This window comes from Psychrobacter sp. CX14, assembly GCF_057396205.2.
Window position 1 is genome coordinate 1,770,786 of the sequence record NZ_CM183187.1, and the last position, 17,682, is coordinate 1,788,467.

Here is a 17,682-nt window from a genome sequence, read left to right on the forward strand (position 1 = left end):
ATAAAAGCGTCTCCTTAGGGATAATGCCAGTCAGTTAACGCTGACTGGTATTTTTTTTTGGATATTTTTGTGGTTTACCCTTAACCACCCTCGCACAAGATCGCTTTCTGCGCTCAGGAATGACAAACAATCTCCCCTCCTCTAAAAGTGCATCTAACAGCTTAGGGAAGAGACCTACAGCCTGTAAAGGCGCAAACCGTAACAGATCAACAATCGTAATAGACGCCATGTGAAAGCTAATTCGTAGAGGGCTAACCTTAGCTCTAACTGCCATATAGCGCATCAAACGTCTTATTAGATTATAAGCAATCATAAGCCCCCAGAACTCTTGTAACACAAGCTGTGGTAGCTTACTTCTTAATAATAGCCCCTGCTGTAGATCAGGCTTAATTTCTCGATACGCCATCTCAATCTCCCAGCGCTGCAAGTACAGCTGTACCACTTTATCCTTAGTAAAGCGTTTATCATCTATTAAAGAGGTTATGTATCGTCTTGTCTTACCCTCATAACTACACTCAATTAATCGAGCTTGCCACGTATCGGGTAGGTTTGGATTTTTCTTTTGAGCCTGAGGAGAAACGGGCATTTGTATCCAGTAGTCCCCTGCACTAAAGGTTTTAATCACACTGTAACGCAGATTATCTTTAGCCCGCATGAGCCAGTGACTGTTTGGATAAGTTTGTTGCCAACTAATAAGTAAGTCTGCTGAGAAATAGGCTCTATCAAAGAGCGTAATACTGTTGTCTTGAACGTTTAGTTGACGAGCTAAAGTGATCTCTCCTTGACCCATATCTCCAAGAGTTGTGTCAATGATCTCATGTGTGTCAGTATTGATAAGGCATACCGAACGCATTTGTGGATAAGGCGCCTCTTTGGTCCTACCTTTGCTTGAGCTAAAGTGCTGAAGGTTCTCATCGGTGTATGGCAATGAGTATACGACTCCATCTACGGCTTGGACGCTAAGTCCCATGAAGTCTTGTTGCTGGGCTAGTGATTCCGTTTGGTAGTGAGCACTTAGTTGATGAAATAGCTGCTTTAGAGGTTCATGCCCGAGGCGTTGTCTTGCTTGTACAACAGCACTGGGTACGCAGGCCTGTGAGTCTAGATTAAGCCGCATTTGCTCTGTGATATACCAGATGGAACGGTTTCGATATAAGGCTGTACCGATGACTAGCCAAACAACGTGTTCGGCTGGTAGCTTCCGCCTTCTAATGCTCGCTTTGCCTGTATATTCTAAGGCCTGCTGTATCCAGTCAGGGTCTATTAATTCACTAAATTGTTCTAGGGTGTCTGGGATCCTTTTATGCGTCTCATTAATAGCTTCTTGTAGTCTCATAGTAAAATAGCCCGTCTACTTATTAGATGGGCTATTTTATTACTTTTCTTCGGGTTTTTGCCTTAACTGACTGGCATTACTCCTTAGGGAGGCGTTTTTTCTTTTTCTATACACTAAAAAGTAAGGTTTAAAATGTCGGTGTAATGGACAAAATTCAGGCTAAAAACGAGCGGTTAGTCTCTAATGGACAAAATTCAGGCTAACCTGCAGAGTATGTCATTAAAAAGTTGTTAATAAACTTAAGCTTACGTTGTTTATTGAGCCCATTATGACTGCTTAATTGGCGTTTTAACTCGCTAAACAAACCTTCTAGAGAATTAGTTGTATTTGGAATGTTTAAGTCATCTAATTCTCTATAAGTGAATAACCAATCACTATTTACTCGCAAGCTTCTATAGGCACTTCTAAGACGCTTATGGGTGTACCAAGTCTTACCAGTATCTATATTGGTACTACGTTCATTTAAGTAGTCCTCATGAGTTAAATACCATCTATCCAAGTCCTGAATGAACGTTGTCTTATCATAATCCTTTATATTTAAAGCTAGCTGTCTAAGTGCAATACTTGCGATATTTTGAGGCCTACGAGTTAAGTATCGAGTGATGATCTGTAGCTGATGAAACTGGCACATTTGTATCGGTATATCTTTAAACAAAGCATTAAGACCTCGTCTTCCATCGCAAGTAATGCTAGTGATATCAATGCCTTGTGATTTTATATGCTCTATTCCCAGTTTATACAGAGCGTTGGTCTCATAGTGAATAATACGGTGGTGTAATACCGCTTTGCTTGTATAGTCGAGAAATACCATTAAGCCAAATGTTCTACCAAAGTAGGTCGTGTCCATCACTATGTTGGCACGAGTAGGTAGCTTATTAAGTGACTTTATCTCAATAGTATCTAGTCGCCTTTGTATGGTCTTTATGCTACAGCCATACTTATGAGCAAGTTGTTTATAAGTCTGTTTACCTTGAGTATATTCTTGCCACAAAGTTGTATTATTGAGCCGCCTGCCACCTAAAAACTGCCGATTACAAACAAGGCATTTGTACTGCTGTTTCCCTGATTTATAACCATTCTTTTTCGTGTGTTTTTCACCACAAAAAGGGCAGTTTTTTGATTCATGGCTTTCAATCCTTGCAAATACTTATAGTATATAGCTTTAAAGGGGGTCTCAGCCTGAATTTTGTCCATTACACCAAAATGTCTTAATAATAGGTTAATAGTCTTAGACACAAAAAAGGCTTACCGAATATGACGGTAAGCCTTGAATTAAAATATGGTGGGCCCAGTAGGACTTGAACCTACGACCAAAGGATTATGAGTCCTCTGCTCTAACCAACTGAGCTATGGGCCCTAATAGTAAGCATTTGAACTTGCTTGATTAGACGCATTATATTACCCGAAAATTATAAATTTGCAAGGGTAAGATGAGTATTTAGTGCAACTTTTTATAAAGTTTTCGCAATAGAATCAATCCGAGCCACATTTAGGGCTTCACCAATATCGCTGCCTTGCAGACTGCTATCAATATCTTGAATCGTCACTTGCTTATACGCTTCAACAAACGTCTCAAACTCAAACTGCTGATAGGCAGTTTTGGCAACATGATGTAAAGCCAATATCTCAGATAGGGTACTCATATCTTTATCGGCTTTGGTCATGCCAATAAGTACTGCAATATTCTCTGCCGTAAGCTGATTATACTTAAGCAAATAGGGATAGCATTGGTTATATGTTTGCGCGAATTGAGTCACTTTCTTCGGTACTTTTAATTGATTGCCCACCGCTTTTTGCTTGTCAGACCATGCATTAATATCCGCGGCAGTGTGCTCTAAAATATCTAACATATTGCCCTGTACGCCTAGCTGCTCGTATAACGGGCTAGTAATGGCATCCGCGGCAAAAGATAACATTAATAGTGTCCAGCGCTGATGCAAAGGCAGATTTAACTGTCCTGAAAGCGCTAAAGCACGGCAGATAAATTGTTTAGTCGCTTCATCATGTTGCCAAGCAGCAGCAAGATTAGGCATGACATGGGGCAGGGAGCCTACTTGATACAGGCAGTCAAAATACGCTTGCGGGCTCCCCTGCATAAGCGCACGACTGGTCTCTTGCCATACTCGCTCAGCCGTTAAGTGATGTAGCTCATCTGTCTGATTAATGCTGTCTATCAACGCCAATGTTTCAGGAGCGATAATAAAGCTTTGTTCTGCCTGCGGCTGATAAAAGCGGCCGTAAAACCGAGCAATTCGTAATACACGCAATGGGTCCTCACTAAAGGCTTCAGAGACATGACGCAGTACTTTATTGTTTATGTCCTCCACGCCGCCATATGGGTCAATAACTTCACCCGTCTTTGGGGTGTCGTCATTGAGTCCATTGACTTCAATAGCCATAGCATTGATGGTTAAATCACGGCGCAGTAGGTCTTCCTCTATAGTTACTTCAGGTGCAGCATAGACCTCAAAGCCTTTATAGCCTTTACCCGACTTACGCTCAGTGCGCGCTAAGGCGTACTCTTCTTTGGTCTTTGGATGCAAAAACACAGGGAAGTCTGCACCCACCTGAATGAATCCAGCATCAAGCATTTGCTCAGGTGTTGCACCGACTACCACAAAGTCTTTATCGGTATATCGACGTTTTAAAAGCTTATCTCGGACAGCGCCGCCAACAACATATACTTGCATATTTAGCCTCTAGCTCTAGCAAAATAAAGTTTAAAAAAAGCCAGCAACAAGGCTGGCTTCTTTGTATTCAACTACTTGTCGGTCGATTCAATCATTTACTCTTTCGTTTCTGCTTCGATATCTTGAGCTTCGGTAACCGCAAGAGCTGTCATATTCACGATACGGCGTGCTGTTGCTGAAGGCGTTAAGATATGAACTGGTTTGCTTGCACCCAATAAGATAGGTCCAATTGATGCGCTACTGGTTGCAGTTTTAACTAGGTTAAAGGCAATGTTAGCCGCATCTAGCGTTGGCATAATCAATAGGTTAGCAGGGCCACTTAATACGCTGTGCGGGAAGTCATGACGACGAATCACATCGTCAAGTGCTGCATCACCATGCATCTCACCATCAAATTCGAAGTCAACGTCCATTTCAGTCAACAGCTCAAACACTTTACGCATTTTCACTGCACTGTCACGGCTAGAGGTACCGAAGTTTGAATGTGATAGTAGCGCAACGCGTGGCGTGATACCGAAGCGGCGCATTTGATTCACGGCCAATACAGTCATTTCAGCCAATTGCTCTGCAGTTGGGTCTTCGTGGATGTAAGTATCAGCAATGAATAGACTACGATCTTGCATCAATACCGCATTCATTGAATAGAAGTCGCTCACAGCATCTAGACGGCCAATCACACGGCGTACATAGTCTAAGTGTAGATTGTAGTGACTGAACGTACCACAAATCATACCATCTGCATCGCCTTTTTCGACCAATAAAGAGCCAATAAGAGTTGTCTTACGGCGGACATCACGACGAGCCAGTTCAATACTCACACCTTTGCGTTTGTTTTGCTCGTAGTAGAACTGCCAGTAATCTCTGTAGCGAGGATCGTTATCTTGGTTAACGATTTCAATGTTATCGCCAGCTTTTAAACGTAGGCTCAAGGCACTAATTTGTGATTCAATAATAGCAGGGCGACCTACTAGAATTGGTTTGGCTAGGCCTTCATCAACCACAACTTGAACCGCACGTAGAACGTCTGGATCTTCACCTTCACAGTATACGATGCGTTTTGGATCTTCTTTGGCACGAGCAAATAGAGGCTTCATGACAAATGCAGAGTTGTATACAAAGGCAGACAACTTCTGACGATAGGCCGCAAAGTTCTCAATTGGCAGAGTAGCAACGCCAGAATCCATCGCCGCTTTAGCAACAGCAGATGCAATTTCAATGATTAGATTTGGCTCAAGTGGTCCAGGGATTAGATATTCTCTACCAAAGCTCTTGCTGGTATCGACGTATTTTTGACCTTGTAGCGGTGTTGCTTCAACATGTGCCATAGCTGCAATAGCATGTACACACGCAATCTTCATCTCTTCGTTAACGGTAGTCGCGCCAACATCTAACGCACCGCGGAAGATATATGGGAAACATAAGGCGTTGTTAACTTGGTTAGGATAATCAGAGCGGCCAGTGGCCATGATTATGTCATCACGGATGGCATGCGCAAGCTCTGGCATAATCTCAGGCGTTGGGTTGGCTAACGCAAAGATAATTGGGTCACGCGCCATACGCTTCACCATATCTGCGGTTAATAGACCTGGCATTGATAAGCCTAGGAACATATCCGCATCGTCCATCACATCATTGATTGATGTGGCGTCTGTGTCACGCGCATAACGCTGTTTGGTTTCGTCTAGGTTTTCACGTTTGGTTGAAATAATACCGCGCGAGTCTGCAACGTAGATGTTTGATCGTTGTACACCTAAGGCACAGATTAGGTCTAGACAAGAGATGGCTGCTGCACCGGCACCTGAACACACAACTTTAATGTCCTCGATTTTCTTATCAATAAGCTGTAGTGCATTAATTAGGGCCGCACCAACGATGATAGAGGTACCATGTTGATCATCATGGAATACCGGAATATTCATGCGCTCACGCAGTTCACGCTCAATTTTGAAACATTCAGGGGCTTTAATGTCTTCTAGGTTAATACCACCGAAAGTTGGCTCTAAGGCAGCAACGGCTTCGATGAATTTATCAGGATCATTTTGGGCAACTTCGATATCGAAAACGTCGATACCAGCGAATTTTTTGAATAATACGCCTTTACCTTCCATCACAGGCTTCGATGCCAATGGGCCAATATTACCCAGACCAAGTACTGCAGTACCATTTGTAATCACACCAACTAGGTTGTTACGGGCAGTGTATTTTGCAGCAAGCTTAGGATCGCGCTGAATCTCTAAACATGGCACAGCCACACCAGGCGAATAAGCCAGTGCTAAATCATGCTGGTTAGCAATTTGTTTGGTAGGTGTGACAGAGATTTTACCAGGGACAGGGAATTCATGGTAATGCAAGGCAGATTGTTCAAACTGCTCTTGATTCATCGCATTGAAGTCATTCTCTGCAGGCATTGATGGGGTATTAGAAGTATTGTCGCTCATGTTTAAGACCAATTATATCTTGAAAAAGGAAATCCACGAATGGAGACTCAAAAGTGGTGTACTTAACCACTGTATTTTAGCATTATTATAGGTGTAAACCATAGAACCAAAGCGCATTTAAATCATCATCATTACCAATACGCTACATCTGGGCGATATATCGGTGTACGTCACCCATGTAGTGGGTTTGATAACGTTAGTTACCTTAGCGTTTAAAGCAGGCCTCGTCAATTAAGTTTTTTTATAAGCGTCCATACCACCCTTGTTTATAGTACAGATGGACGGCTTTAATAGGAAAGTGCGATGTCGATTAGATTTTTTATGGGTAATCCGCACTTATTTTCTCTAGCGATTGCTTATGATTAAGAAGAGCAGCTAATCACTATAGGTCTTGCATCTTTAGCCGGTGGTGTGATATCCGCATCCGTTGCTGTGTCTTGCACTTCATAAGGTGTGGTCAGTAACTGAAATAAGCGGTCCACTTCAGCAAAATTACCTGATTCTGCCTGTGTAATCGCCCGCTGTGCCATCGCATTACGCAGCACATACACTGGGTTATTGTTTTTTAAAATATTAATAACCACATCGTTTGAATCGTGTAGCAAGCCTGTTTTGCTAATCTGCTGACTCACATGAGCGGTATATTTATCTTGCCACTGCTGCCATTTTTGTAATGATTCAGCATCAAGTTCATGGTTGATATTTGCTAGTAGCTGAGCTTCATAAGCATGATTGTCTGCATCAAGAACAGCAATCAGCGCTCTAAAGCTGTTGGTATAATCAAGCTTGTTATCTTCTACAAACTGTAAGAAGTCAAAGGCCAGTCTTAATGTACCATTAATATCATCCGCATCTGGAGTTGCATTCGACTGTTCTAAAGACAGATAATCTGGACTGTTTGCATCATTTAAGCCTTCCCAAGGCAAGCCCATTTTACGGCACACGCCTTGCTGATAATGCTGCATAAAGCTTGTTTCATAATGCGATAAACAGTCTGCCAAGGTCTCTCTACTAATGGTCTCTTGTTTGTCGCCAATGACAGTTTTTCCAGATAGCTGCATAAAATGCATCATCCACACATTCAAATTCCAATGCCCGATAGCTGGCTGATTTTGATAGGTATAACGTCCTGTATGGTCTGAGTGGTTATTAATCCAGCCTGGATCAAAGCGTTCTAAGAAACCAAAAGGCCCATAATCAATCGTGGTGCCAGTGATTGATAAGTTATCTGTATTCATTACACCATGCGCAAAACCAAGTAACTGCCAATCGGCAATCATAGCCGCGGTGCGCTCGACCACAGCAGAGATAAAATCTGTTACTGGTGTGTCAGAATCGGTCAGCTCAGGATAATATGTTTCAATCATATACTTGGTAAAGCCGCCTAATAAGTCTGGCGCAAAGCTTGCAATCCATTCGACATGACCTAAGCGAATGTGTGTATCTGCCACGCGCATTAATGCAGCGCCTTGTTCCATAGTCTCTCGGCGTACCGGTGTATCTGAGGTGATAAAGCCCAGTGCGTTTGATGAGCGAATACCCAGTGATGACATGGCATGGCCGCATAAATATTCACGAATGGTACTGCGCAAAACCGCTCGACCATCTCCCATACGAGAGTAGGGGGTAAGGCCTGCGCCTTTGAGATGTAAATCAGTCAATTGGTCTTGTTTATTACGAACTTGAGCCATCAATAAGCCGCGACCATCACCTAACTGACCTGCCCATTGACCAAACTGATGCCCAGCATAGGCCATAGATAATGGCTCAAATCCATCCGGCACATAATGACCTGACAAGATATTGACCCAATTATCTATTAAGTCTTGGTCGTCATCCCAGCCAATTTGGCTTGCAACTATTGGATTGAAGTGTCCAGCTTTGGGGTTACTAAGTGGGGTAGGTGGTTGTTTGTTATACAAGCGAGGGTCAAGTTTGGCGTAACTGTTTTCAAATTTCATAATATTTATATCAGCTTTTGTAGGATATATTGATTGGCAATGTGCGTGTGATAGCAAAAGTAAGTTGTTGAATAAACAAATTATTTTTAGTAAAGAGTAGCATTGAGAGAGATGATAACAAAGCTTGGCAGTAACAAGTAGGGGTAGAATGTTATTGTTATATAGCGTCAGCAAACAATTGAAAAGTGATGGTTTTCACCCATTTAAATCTACGCTACGTTCTATTTTAGTATTGTGGTAACAGAGTTTGCTGTGGAATGAGGGCATAAAAAAACCCTTCAACCTGACCATAAGTCAGGCAAAGGGTAAGGTGGTATTTACTACCTATCTATAAGTCACATAGCTTAAGTCAGAATACTGCTAATCTTATTATTTCTTATAATAGTTATTTGATGCATAAAGCACTTTAAGCAGGCGTATAACCAATGCTGTGAAAAGTTTTTTTAAGATTTCGGTCATGCTTTTTAATACGCTGCTCAATCAATTGATACTGATGTTTTAGCATCTCATCGACTTCATGCAATCTGTCAGAAAATTCTCCCTTTTTCATCTGAACCGCTTTGGTTTTTAAAGCTTGCCATTCTTGGACGGTTTGTTTAAATAAGTCTTGCTCAAACTTAATGCGGTCACTAAAGCGTTGTAAGCTGCGTGGTAAGTTGTTGTCAATCAGCAAGCCTTTTTCATCAGTAATCGGCGCAAGCTTTTGCTGTGCGTGCTTAAACTTCATCGTGATCTCGGCATGCTTAATGGTTGTGTCATCAACGACACGTAAGTCAGAGGCTAGGCCAAGTTTTGCTAAAGCTGCGATGACCCATTTAGTTGGGTCATATTGCCACCATTTCACACCATTCCGGTAGTCGTATTGGAAGAAGTGATGGTAATTATGATAGCCCTCCCCCCACGTTGGGATAGCCAATAAGAAGTTATCACGGGCGCTATTGGTGTCGGTATACGGGCGGGTACCATACATATGGCATAAAGAGTTGATAAAGAAGGTAAGGTGATGATTAATCACCAAGCGCAACAGTCCAGCCAGTAGCAGCGTACCCCAGACATCACCGATTAACCAACCGATAGTGCCAATCAGTCCCACATTTGCAGCGACGACCCATAGGCCATAATATTTATGCTGAATTTGCAGCACCTTATCCTTAGTTAAATCTGGAATATTTTTATAATCAAACTGTCCGCTTGGGTAGTTTTTTAACATCCAGCCAATGTGACTAAACCAAAAGCCGCGTTTGGCCGAATACGGATCATCCATCGGATCATCGACATGGCGGTGATGGGTACGATGCCCCGAACACCAGTCAAAAGCAGAGCCTTGAACAGCCAGGGTTGCACCCACCAAAAAGAAGTTGCGAACGATAGGGTGCGCTTTATAGGTGCGATGCGACATTAATCGGTGATAGCCTGCGGTGATACTCAGGCCAGTCCAAACACCGACCGCTGCAAAGACACCCCAAGTGGGTGCGCTGACACGATGCGTTGCTAGATACCAAGGCGTGATAATCGCTGCTGCAATTGGGGTGGCCGTCAAGACGATGGCCGGTACCCAATTAATAGGTGCTTGTTGAAAGGCACGCTCTTGTTCAGGGTCAACACCTAACGCATCTGCCGTACTCTTTGGGTCAGAGCCTAGGCGCGATACTAAGGGTTGAGTATTGGAAAAAGAGACATGGGTGCGTAACGTATCGATGATATCCGGTAACTGCTGTAATACTTGGCCACTTTGATATATTGCCTTACTGGCTATATTCAGAGATAAATCACGGAGGTTACGTAGCTTGTGTAAGGGAGTTAGGGCGGTAGACGTGTTGTGGTACATTTTCGAGGCATTCCTTGCTTTATAGCGGTAAACTCTAAATCTAAGGGCAATCAGCAATCAATCGCTTATAGTGCTGTCATAAATCTAGAAGTAACCATTATAGATGAGTAGTATGCTAATAGAATACCCGATAATAATATTAAAGTGAACACTCATTCACTGGTATTTTTTAACTCAGCTCATTTTTTACGTGTTATATACGCCAGTTACAAAGAGCCGTAACAAACAAGCAATTGCTTTAAGATGCCAAAAACAAAGTCGGATAATCGGTGATAATATAGTCAACGCCCAATGTAACCAGGCGTTTAGCTTCATCGATACTATTTACCGTCCATGCACTGGTGGTTAAGTTCGCACGTTTAAAAAGCTGCATCATCTTGTCATTATATAAAGGATGATATAAGCCCACACCTGTACAGCCAAGGCGCCTAGCAATATTTGCGGTTTGATTTAAGGGCTGCGATGTAGAGGTGGGCATATTCAAATCAAGCGTATCTGGGTTTGGCAGCTGGCAGGAAAGCTCGTTAGCCTGCTTTTTTGCATAACGCTCATCAAGCTCAACCAATAACCCACGAGAAAAATGCTTTAAAAATCTATGAGTGCTCATTAATTCGTGCAGCTTAATATCAAAACTGGTCAAAGTAAGGACTGTTTCATTAAAATGGGGTTGGCTTAGAGTTTGATTTAGTGCCTTTATCAACTCACTATGATGCGTACGGTGATGGGTCTTAATCTCAAGCTCAACCCGTTTATAACCGCTCAATACTGGCAGAATATCCTCAAGAAGAATAATGGCATGTGGACCTGCCGTTAAACGCTTTATCTCATTATAAGCAGACTGATTGACCCAAGCTTGTCGTTTAAATAGCCTAAGCAGAGAGTCATCATGAAAAACCGCCAACTTATTATCCTTGGTTAATTGAACATCAAACTCAATGCCAATCAGTTTATTCTTTGAAAATTGACTTAAGCGGTGTGTGTATTCAAACCCAAGATAACTATTTTCGAACCTCTCTCCACGTGCACCGCGATGACCTAATAGGAAAGAGGGATAGATATCAAGCATCTGATTTAACGATAGGGTAGACATTTTGAACTCTTAAATGGATTGAAATAGAGGATGAGTTGATTGAATTTACTGCGAGTTAATATAAAGATACAGAATGGCGAATTTAAGTACGCTTACAGTAATACTAATTAACAAAAGCTATTAATTTGGCGTATAATACGGCTCGATATGGGTAATATACCTACTTTATCCCCAAACGTGTACGCTTTAATGTTTAAGATTGTTGTTGAGCGACTAACGTAATAATGGACTAACCCTGCGTTATCCTAAGTTATTGAGCAACTGCCAATCGAGTGCTCCGTTCATGTTTGAACAATCACAAATGAGTTATTGATAAATTGAGTTATTGGCATCTTTATATGCGAATAATCTAAGAGGTTATGATGAAGTTAAGTTTTGATAGTGTTTCTCGTCACACTGGTCTGGTAAGTGTCGCATTACTTTGCGGTATTACAGCAGTGTCTTGTAGCAAAAAGCAAGAGGCGAGCTCAGATGAGAATCAAGTTGTCGTTGCTGAAAATGAAAACGCAGCAGATACTGCTCCTGCTATTCAGTGTAATGACCCCATCGCATTAACTCAGCTAACCCAATCTGTCAAAGCCAGCGTTGGCTCGCAAACTCAAGCACTGTTTAATAGCTATGCTGAGCGTGCAAATGCAAGTTTAAGCTATTCAAATGCAAACAATGCTGTGGGTTCTATCTTAATTGATGTGGCCAATCCGACCATGCTACAAGGTGCCAATGCCAACGGTATGGTCACTTGTAATGCAAGCCTTAGTTTAACGGTACCTAATAAAGATGTGATTCGTGCTAATAAAGCGTATCAGAGATTAGAAGGCGACGGCGATTTAGGTAGCTATTTGCAGTCTCAAAATATTACTTTGAACAACAATATGCTCGTTAGCAATAACTTCAACTACGTGGTCGGTATGCAAGGCGGTCAGTCTGCTGCACGTGTGGTTGGACAGCCTGCGATATTGACAGCGGCATCTGATATTATCGCCAGATCCCAGTTCCAATCTGCGCTAGATGCGAGTCGTGCTGGTCCTGCAACGGTTAAGCCAAGATCTGAGCCTGCATTACCATCAGAGCCAAGATTACGTCAAGAGCCAAGAGTCCGTCCTGAGCCTGAGCAAAGACAACACACGCCGGCTCAGCAGCATAGTGAGCCGCAACCAGAGCCTAATCCAAGGGCAGAAGCGCCGGCTCCGATTAATACTCCAAAGCGTAATACAGACAACAATGACAACGAAGTTGTAGGGTTAAATACACCAAGCAAGCCTGCAAAACCGCAAGAGCCAAAAGAGCCGATGAAAGTGCCAGAAGATGAGCGAATCGAGATGGTTATCATTGAAGAAGAAGGCACTTACTAAGCCTTTATCTATACTGATCTGATACTGTAACGATAAAAAAGCCCTCTATTGAATAGAGGGCTTTTTGGGCTATTTTTAAGCGGCTAGTTCCACAGGCTGCTTTAAGAGAGCATAAACGACAGTTTATTTAGCGAATCTGTCTAAGATGGTCTTATTCCACAGGACTTCGCTTGAGTGCTCAATTTTTGCGCAATATCTTGAAAGCACAAACAACCAATCTGATAAGCGGTTTAATAGCTTAAGCGCGCTTGGCGAAATAGCATCTGGATTATCCGATTTTAGACGCACACCTTGGCGCTCAGCACGGCGACAGACGGTGCGGGCAATGTGCACTTGGCTAACCAACGTTGAGCCTGCTGGCAAGATAAAGTCTTTCAGCGCAGGAAGCTGTTTGTTTAATACATCAATCTCACTTTCAATCCAATCGATATGCGCCTCATCAATGCCTTTGTACTCAGGCATCGCAAGCTCGCCACCCACATTAAATAGTAAGTGCTGAACAATACTGATAGTCTGTAAGATATCGTCTAACGATGGATTGCAGTCTGCAACACCCTTATCAGCTAACGTGTTGGCATATGCGGCTATCATACCGATATGAGCGTTTAGCTCATCCACATCGCCCATGACCACAAAAGTTTGGTCAGCTTTACTGGCGCGGTCGCCATTGGCAAGGCCGGTTGTGCCATCATCGCCGGTACGGGTGTAGATTTTAGTGAGTCGGTTACCCATGGGTGTTTCTCCAAGATTGTTCGGTAATTAGCCGGTTAATTGTCTGACCGCTAGGGGTCTATTTTATAGTGATTATTAGGGTATATAGACGGTTTGTGGCGGTGATTCATTAAAGGGTCTATAGTATAGGAATATAGGGTTTACAACAGGGACTTAAATCATCAAAGCTTTATCAACGAGCTGAGTCTTCTTTATCTGACTACGTAAGCTATCATACTCTATGGCCATGAAATATAGCAATTTTAGGCAAGCTTAGGTAAGATGACTCTCACAAAATACAGGCTTTATTATCCATTATATGTCTTGTTATCAATAACGAATGCCTCATATTTAGAGCATCGTTTAATAAAAACAATTGTCTTAATCTTCAGTCAGTTAAATTTAAGGTTTTCAATATGTCCGCAGATGCCAAAATAATTCAAATCTCTGAGCCATTAGCGCAGCAAATGGCAAAAAATCAGGCCGCGCTCAAAATATACGATTCGATGACGACCAAAAAGCGCAAATTTGAGCCATTAGAGGCCGGAAAAGTGGGCATGTACGTGTGTGGTATGACGGTTTATGACTATTGCCATATTGGCCATGCCCGTGTCATGGTTGCCTTTGACGTGATTACTCGCTGGATGCGTCATTTGGGTTATGACGTAACCTATGTGCGCAATATTACTGATATTGATGACAAGATTATCGCCCGCGCGAATGAGAATGGAGAAGCGATTGGTGAATTAACCACCCGGTTTACCAAAGCCATGCACGAAGATGCGGCGGCTTTAGGTTGTATGGATCCTGATTTTGAGCCACGCGCTACCGATCATATCGATGATATGCTGACTATGATTGGCACGCTTGAGCAAAAAGACCATGCTTATGCTGCGTCTAATGGCGATGTGTATTATGCCGTTGAGTCATTTGATGGCTATGGTAAATTATCTAAGCGTAAGCTTGAGGACTTACAAGCAGGCTCACGTGTCGATGTTGATAACGACAAAAAGAATCCGTTTGACTTTGTGCTTTGGAAAGCGGCCAAAGTGGGCGAGCCGCAGTGGGAATCAAACTGGGGTGGCGGACGTCCAGGTTGGCATATTGAATGCTCAGCGATGTCAACAAAGTGTTTAGGCGACAGCTTTGATATTCATGGCGGTGGTCATGACCTACAGTTCCCGCACCATGAAAATGAGATTGCACAATCGGAAGCGGCAACTGGATGCACCTATGCCAAAAACTGGATGCACGTCGGCTTTATTAACGTCGATGGTGAGAAGATGTCTAAATCTTTGGGCAACTTCTTCACCATTCGCGATGTGATGGAAACCTTCCATCCAGAAACCATTCGCTTCTTTATTTTATCGAGCCATTATCGCAGTCAGGTGAACTTCTCTGATGCAGCATTAAAAGAAGCGCATTCTGGTCTAACCCGTATCTACCAAGCATTAAAAGCAGCCGATGCGGTATTGACCGATGCGAATCTAAACAGCGCCGATATTGATGCTAATCAAGCACAATATGTCGCTGACTTTATTCAGGCCATGAACGATGACTTTAATACTTCTTTGGCGTTAAGCGTGCTATTTAGCTTAGCCAAAGAAGTGAATAAACTGGCACGTGAAGCGGGCTCTGATGAAACAGCAGCACAATTAAAAGTATTAACCCAGACCCTTCGCGATTTAGCAGGCGTGCTCAATCTAGGTCAATTAAATCCGACTGAGTTTTTGCAAGCACAAATCGGTGCAGCAGCAGAAGGTCAACTAAGTGATTCGGAAATTGATGCTCTCATTCAAGAGCGTCTAGATGCCAAAGCCAATAAAGACTTTGCCCGTGCTGATGCAGTCCGTGATCAACTACAAAGCGCTGGTATTGAGCTTGAAGATGGCAAAAATGGTACTACGTGGCGCCGTACTTAATCGGCTCGGTTAAAATGTGAACCATTTAAGACTTTCATTCTTTAAATAGTCCGGTTAAGATTTAGACCGTTGAAAGGTTGGTTAACTAGCCTGCTCACTTGTGGGGCAGGCTTTTTTATAACAATTTTTATTAAGGCGCATTATTTTATCTAAATGGGTATGGCGCCGTATGAACTTATTAAGCAGCAGATAGCAGCAGTAGATAGCAAAGGTAGGTATGGATACTCATTTAAAGCCAGTCGAAAATAGCCAAACCTCGCGCGTTAATCGCATGCCAACATGGGTAGTAGTCCTGTTGCTAACGATGATGACGATTACTGGATTATCTGCTGCTAACGCTGAGGTCAGCGCTGCCCAAGGTAGCTCAGATAATGAGAGTTTGGTATCTACTTCACGGGCTGATAATACCTACACAGATGCTGATACTATTAGCGAGCAACCCGAGACCTTGGTTGGTTATATTAAGCAACAAATCAAGGAAGAGGGCGAAAAGGAGACGCGGTATCCTACCCGTAAACTTCAAGCCAATACAGAGTTAACTGGTGAATATAATGAAGCTTATTATGTGGTTAATGAGCTAAACACCGGCCTACCGACACCTGCCATCCCGCCCAATCTAGAGACACCACTGGCCACGTTAGAGTTTTTTAATACCGCCAATCTACAAAATGATTTCGCTCTGGCAGCCTACGCTCTTAATCTTAATTCAATTGCCGACACCCAACAAGTTAACCTCGCTTCAGAATTAGTCAGAAAGCTTGATTATCTATTAACTGAAAAAGATTTGTACGTTTTCGATGAAATGCCAGATCGGGCAGATGGATTGGTTGAACCTTCGATAGGCAGTAATAATCCTATTCATGGGGTGCCAAGGCGTTCAATTAAGCTTGGTTCTATCGATTATAAAAATCGCAGTGTGCCGATTCATTTAGAGCGAGTTAAAGTAGAAGGTCAAGCACCAGTTTGGGTGTTTTCATCACAGACGGTGATGAATATTGAAGCTTTGTATGATATTCACAAACCCGCTCAATTTGAGCGTTATTTGCCAGACTGGTTGTCTATAGAGATTTTCAGTCTAAAACTGTGGGAAATATTCGGCATCCTGCTGTTTATGGTGCTGACCATGGGACTTGGTCTGATGATGAGTAAGGGCGCAGCCAAGCTAACCACAGCCTATTCTGATAAAAAGCTAAAAGAGGGCGGGCATGATGAGCTGTCCTTACAAGGTAGAGGTGTTACCGACTTATTTAGCAAAATTACGGCTCCGTTAACCGTCTTTATTAGCTTTTCAATGATGTTTGCCTTGGTATCAGGCAGCTTCCCTAAAATAGATGCCATGGCAACCTCGCTGCGGCCTATTATTTGGATTGGACTGGTAATAAGTGCCTTATGGTTGGGTATTCGCACTATTAACTTTTTTGCCAACCGTTATCAAGATTATCAAATTGATGCGCTTGATGAGGAAGAGTTTATTATTCGCCGCGAGCGCATGACCTACGTGTCCATATTCAGACGCATTTTTATCTTTGTGATTGTCATGGGCGGCTTTTGGATCAGTCTAGCGGAGTTTACTGATTTAGAAGGACTTGGTAAAACCTTATTAACCTCAGCAGGTATTGCCGGTGCAGTAATCGGTATTGCAGCGCAGCCGACACTGGGTAATATTATTGCAGGGTTTCAAGTCGCGGTTACTCAGCCGGTACGTATTGGTGATACTGTGATGATTGACGGTATTTGGTCTGAAGTTGAGGATTTAAGATACACCTATGCGGTGCTGCAAACATGGGATAACAGACGCTTAATTGTGCCTATGAAGCACTTCGTGACAGAAATTATAGAAAACTGGTCGCACACCACTACCAGTCAAACGTATGCGGTTTATCTATACGTGGATTACGGTGCAGATATTGAGGCGATTAAACAGAAGTTTATTGAATTTACCAAGGCCAATGAGCTTTGGGATAATGAAACTGAGCCTGACCTTCAGGTAACTGACGTGACTGAAAGTACCATTAAGCTGCGCGGTAAAGTCAGTGCTGAAGGCCCGCTTGATGCGTGGGACTTAAGCTGTGATGTACGCAGACAGATGCTGGATTACTTAAATAACGAGCAAGGCGACTACTTGCCAACTGATCGTATTACATTATCGCCAAGAGCTCATTAAAATAAACGCATTGAAATAACCAATAGATGCCCTTATATCAATACAAATTAACAGGATACCTAACCGATGGTTGGGTATATGATAAATAGATAATAATTTGTATTACCACCAGTTATGGATGGTTACATTTCAATTACTTAGCAGTGCTAACAGGATGAATTCAGTAACTCACATGACTGAATATTTTGTT

At 42.6% G+C, this 17,682-nt stretch carries 11 protein-coding genes and 1 tRNA gene; 3 read left to right on the plus strand and 9 right to left on the minus strand.

The window, feature by feature from the left end:
- Positions 1–34 precede the first annotated feature (34 nt).
- The 8 genes from AC2SLO_RS07190 to AC2SLO_RS07225 form a co-directional block, all read right to left on the minus strand.
- On the minus strand, positions 35–1,336 hold the full coding sequence (locus tag AC2SLO_RS07190) for an IS4 family transposase (protein ID WP_486543871.1): 1,302 nt from the start codon (positions 1,334–1,336) through the stop codon (positions 35–37).
- Between the two features lie 199 nt (positions 1,337–1,535).
- A complete protein-coding gene (locus tag AC2SLO_RS07195; RefSeq protein ID WP_495637094.1) occupies positions 1,536–2,471 on the minus strand; it encodes an IS256 family transposase, variant Zn-binding type in 936 nt (311 codons plus the stop codon).
- 145 nt (positions 2,472–2,616) lie between these two features.
- Positions 2,617–2,693: transfer RNA gene (locus tag AC2SLO_RS07200), tRNA-Ile, on the minus strand.
- Positions 2,694–2,787: 94 nt separating this feature from the next.
- On the minus strand, positions 2,788–4,026 hold the full coding sequence (locus tag AC2SLO_RS07205; RefSeq protein WP_486540957.1) for a tRNA nucleotidyltransferase/poly(A) polymerase-related protein: 1,239 nt from the start codon (positions 4,024–4,026) through the stop codon (positions 2,788–2,790).
- Between the two features lie 95 nt (positions 4,027–4,121).
- Positions 4,122–6,464, minus strand: a complete 2,343-nt coding sequence (locus AC2SLO_RS07210; RefSeq protein WP_486540959.1) for an NADP-dependent malic enzyme — start codon at positions 6,462–6,464, stop codon at positions 4,122–4,124.
- Positions 6,465–6,826: 362 nt separating this feature from the next.
- Entirely contained in the window at positions 6,827–8,425 is a 1,599-nt protein-coding gene (locus tag AC2SLO_RS07215) for a protein adenylyltransferase SelO (protein WP_486540961.1), read from the minus strand.
- Positions 8,426–8,831: 406 nt separating this feature from the next.
- On the minus strand, positions 8,832–10,253 hold the full coding sequence (locus AC2SLO_RS07220) for an acyl-CoA desaturase (RefSeq protein WP_486540963.1): 1,422 nt from the start codon (positions 10,251–10,253) through the stop codon (positions 8,832–8,834).
- 238 nt (positions 10,254–10,491) lie between these two features.
- Complete coding sequence (locus AC2SLO_RS07225) at positions 10,492–11,343, minus strand: glycerophosphodiester phosphodiesterase (protein WP_486540965.1); 852 nt, start codon at positions 11,341–11,343, stop codon at positions 10,492–10,494.
- A gap of 359 nt (positions 11,344–11,702) precedes the next feature.
- Here AC2SLO_RS07225 and AC2SLO_RS07230 point away from each other — a divergent pair, with 359 nt between their 5' ends.
- Positions 11,703–12,695: a hypothetical protein gene (locus tag AC2SLO_RS07230; RefSeq protein WP_486540967.1), complete on the plus strand. Its 993-nt coding sequence runs from the start codon at positions 11,703–11,705 to the stop codon at positions 12,693–12,695.
- A gap of 123 nt (positions 12,696–12,818) precedes the next feature.
- Here the strand turns inward: AC2SLO_RS07230 and AC2SLO_RS07235 are convergent, their stop codons facing one another.
- The gene (locus tag AC2SLO_RS07235) at positions 12,819–13,427 is read right to left on the minus strand and encodes a cob(I)yrinic acid a,c-diamide adenosyltransferase (protein WP_486540969.1); all 609 of its coding nucleotides are present in this window, start codon (positions 13,425–13,427) and stop codon (positions 12,819–12,821) included.
- 395 nt (positions 13,428–13,822) lie between these two features.
- Between AC2SLO_RS07235 and cysS the strand changes: the two genes are divergently transcribed.
- The gene (cysS, locus tag AC2SLO_RS07240; RefSeq protein WP_486540971.1) at positions 13,823–15,328 is read left to right on the plus strand and encodes a cysteine--tRNA ligase; all 1,506 of its coding nucleotides are present in this window, start codon (positions 13,823–13,825) and stop codon (positions 15,326–15,328) included.
- A 217-nt stretch (positions 15,329–15,545) separates the two neighbouring features.
- Positions 15,546–17,492: a mechanosensitive ion channel family protein gene (locus tag AC2SLO_RS07245; protein WP_486540973.1), complete on the plus strand. Its 1,947-nt coding sequence runs from the start codon at positions 15,546–15,548 to the stop codon at positions 17,490–17,492.
- Positions 17,493–17,682: the final 190 nt, after the last annotated feature.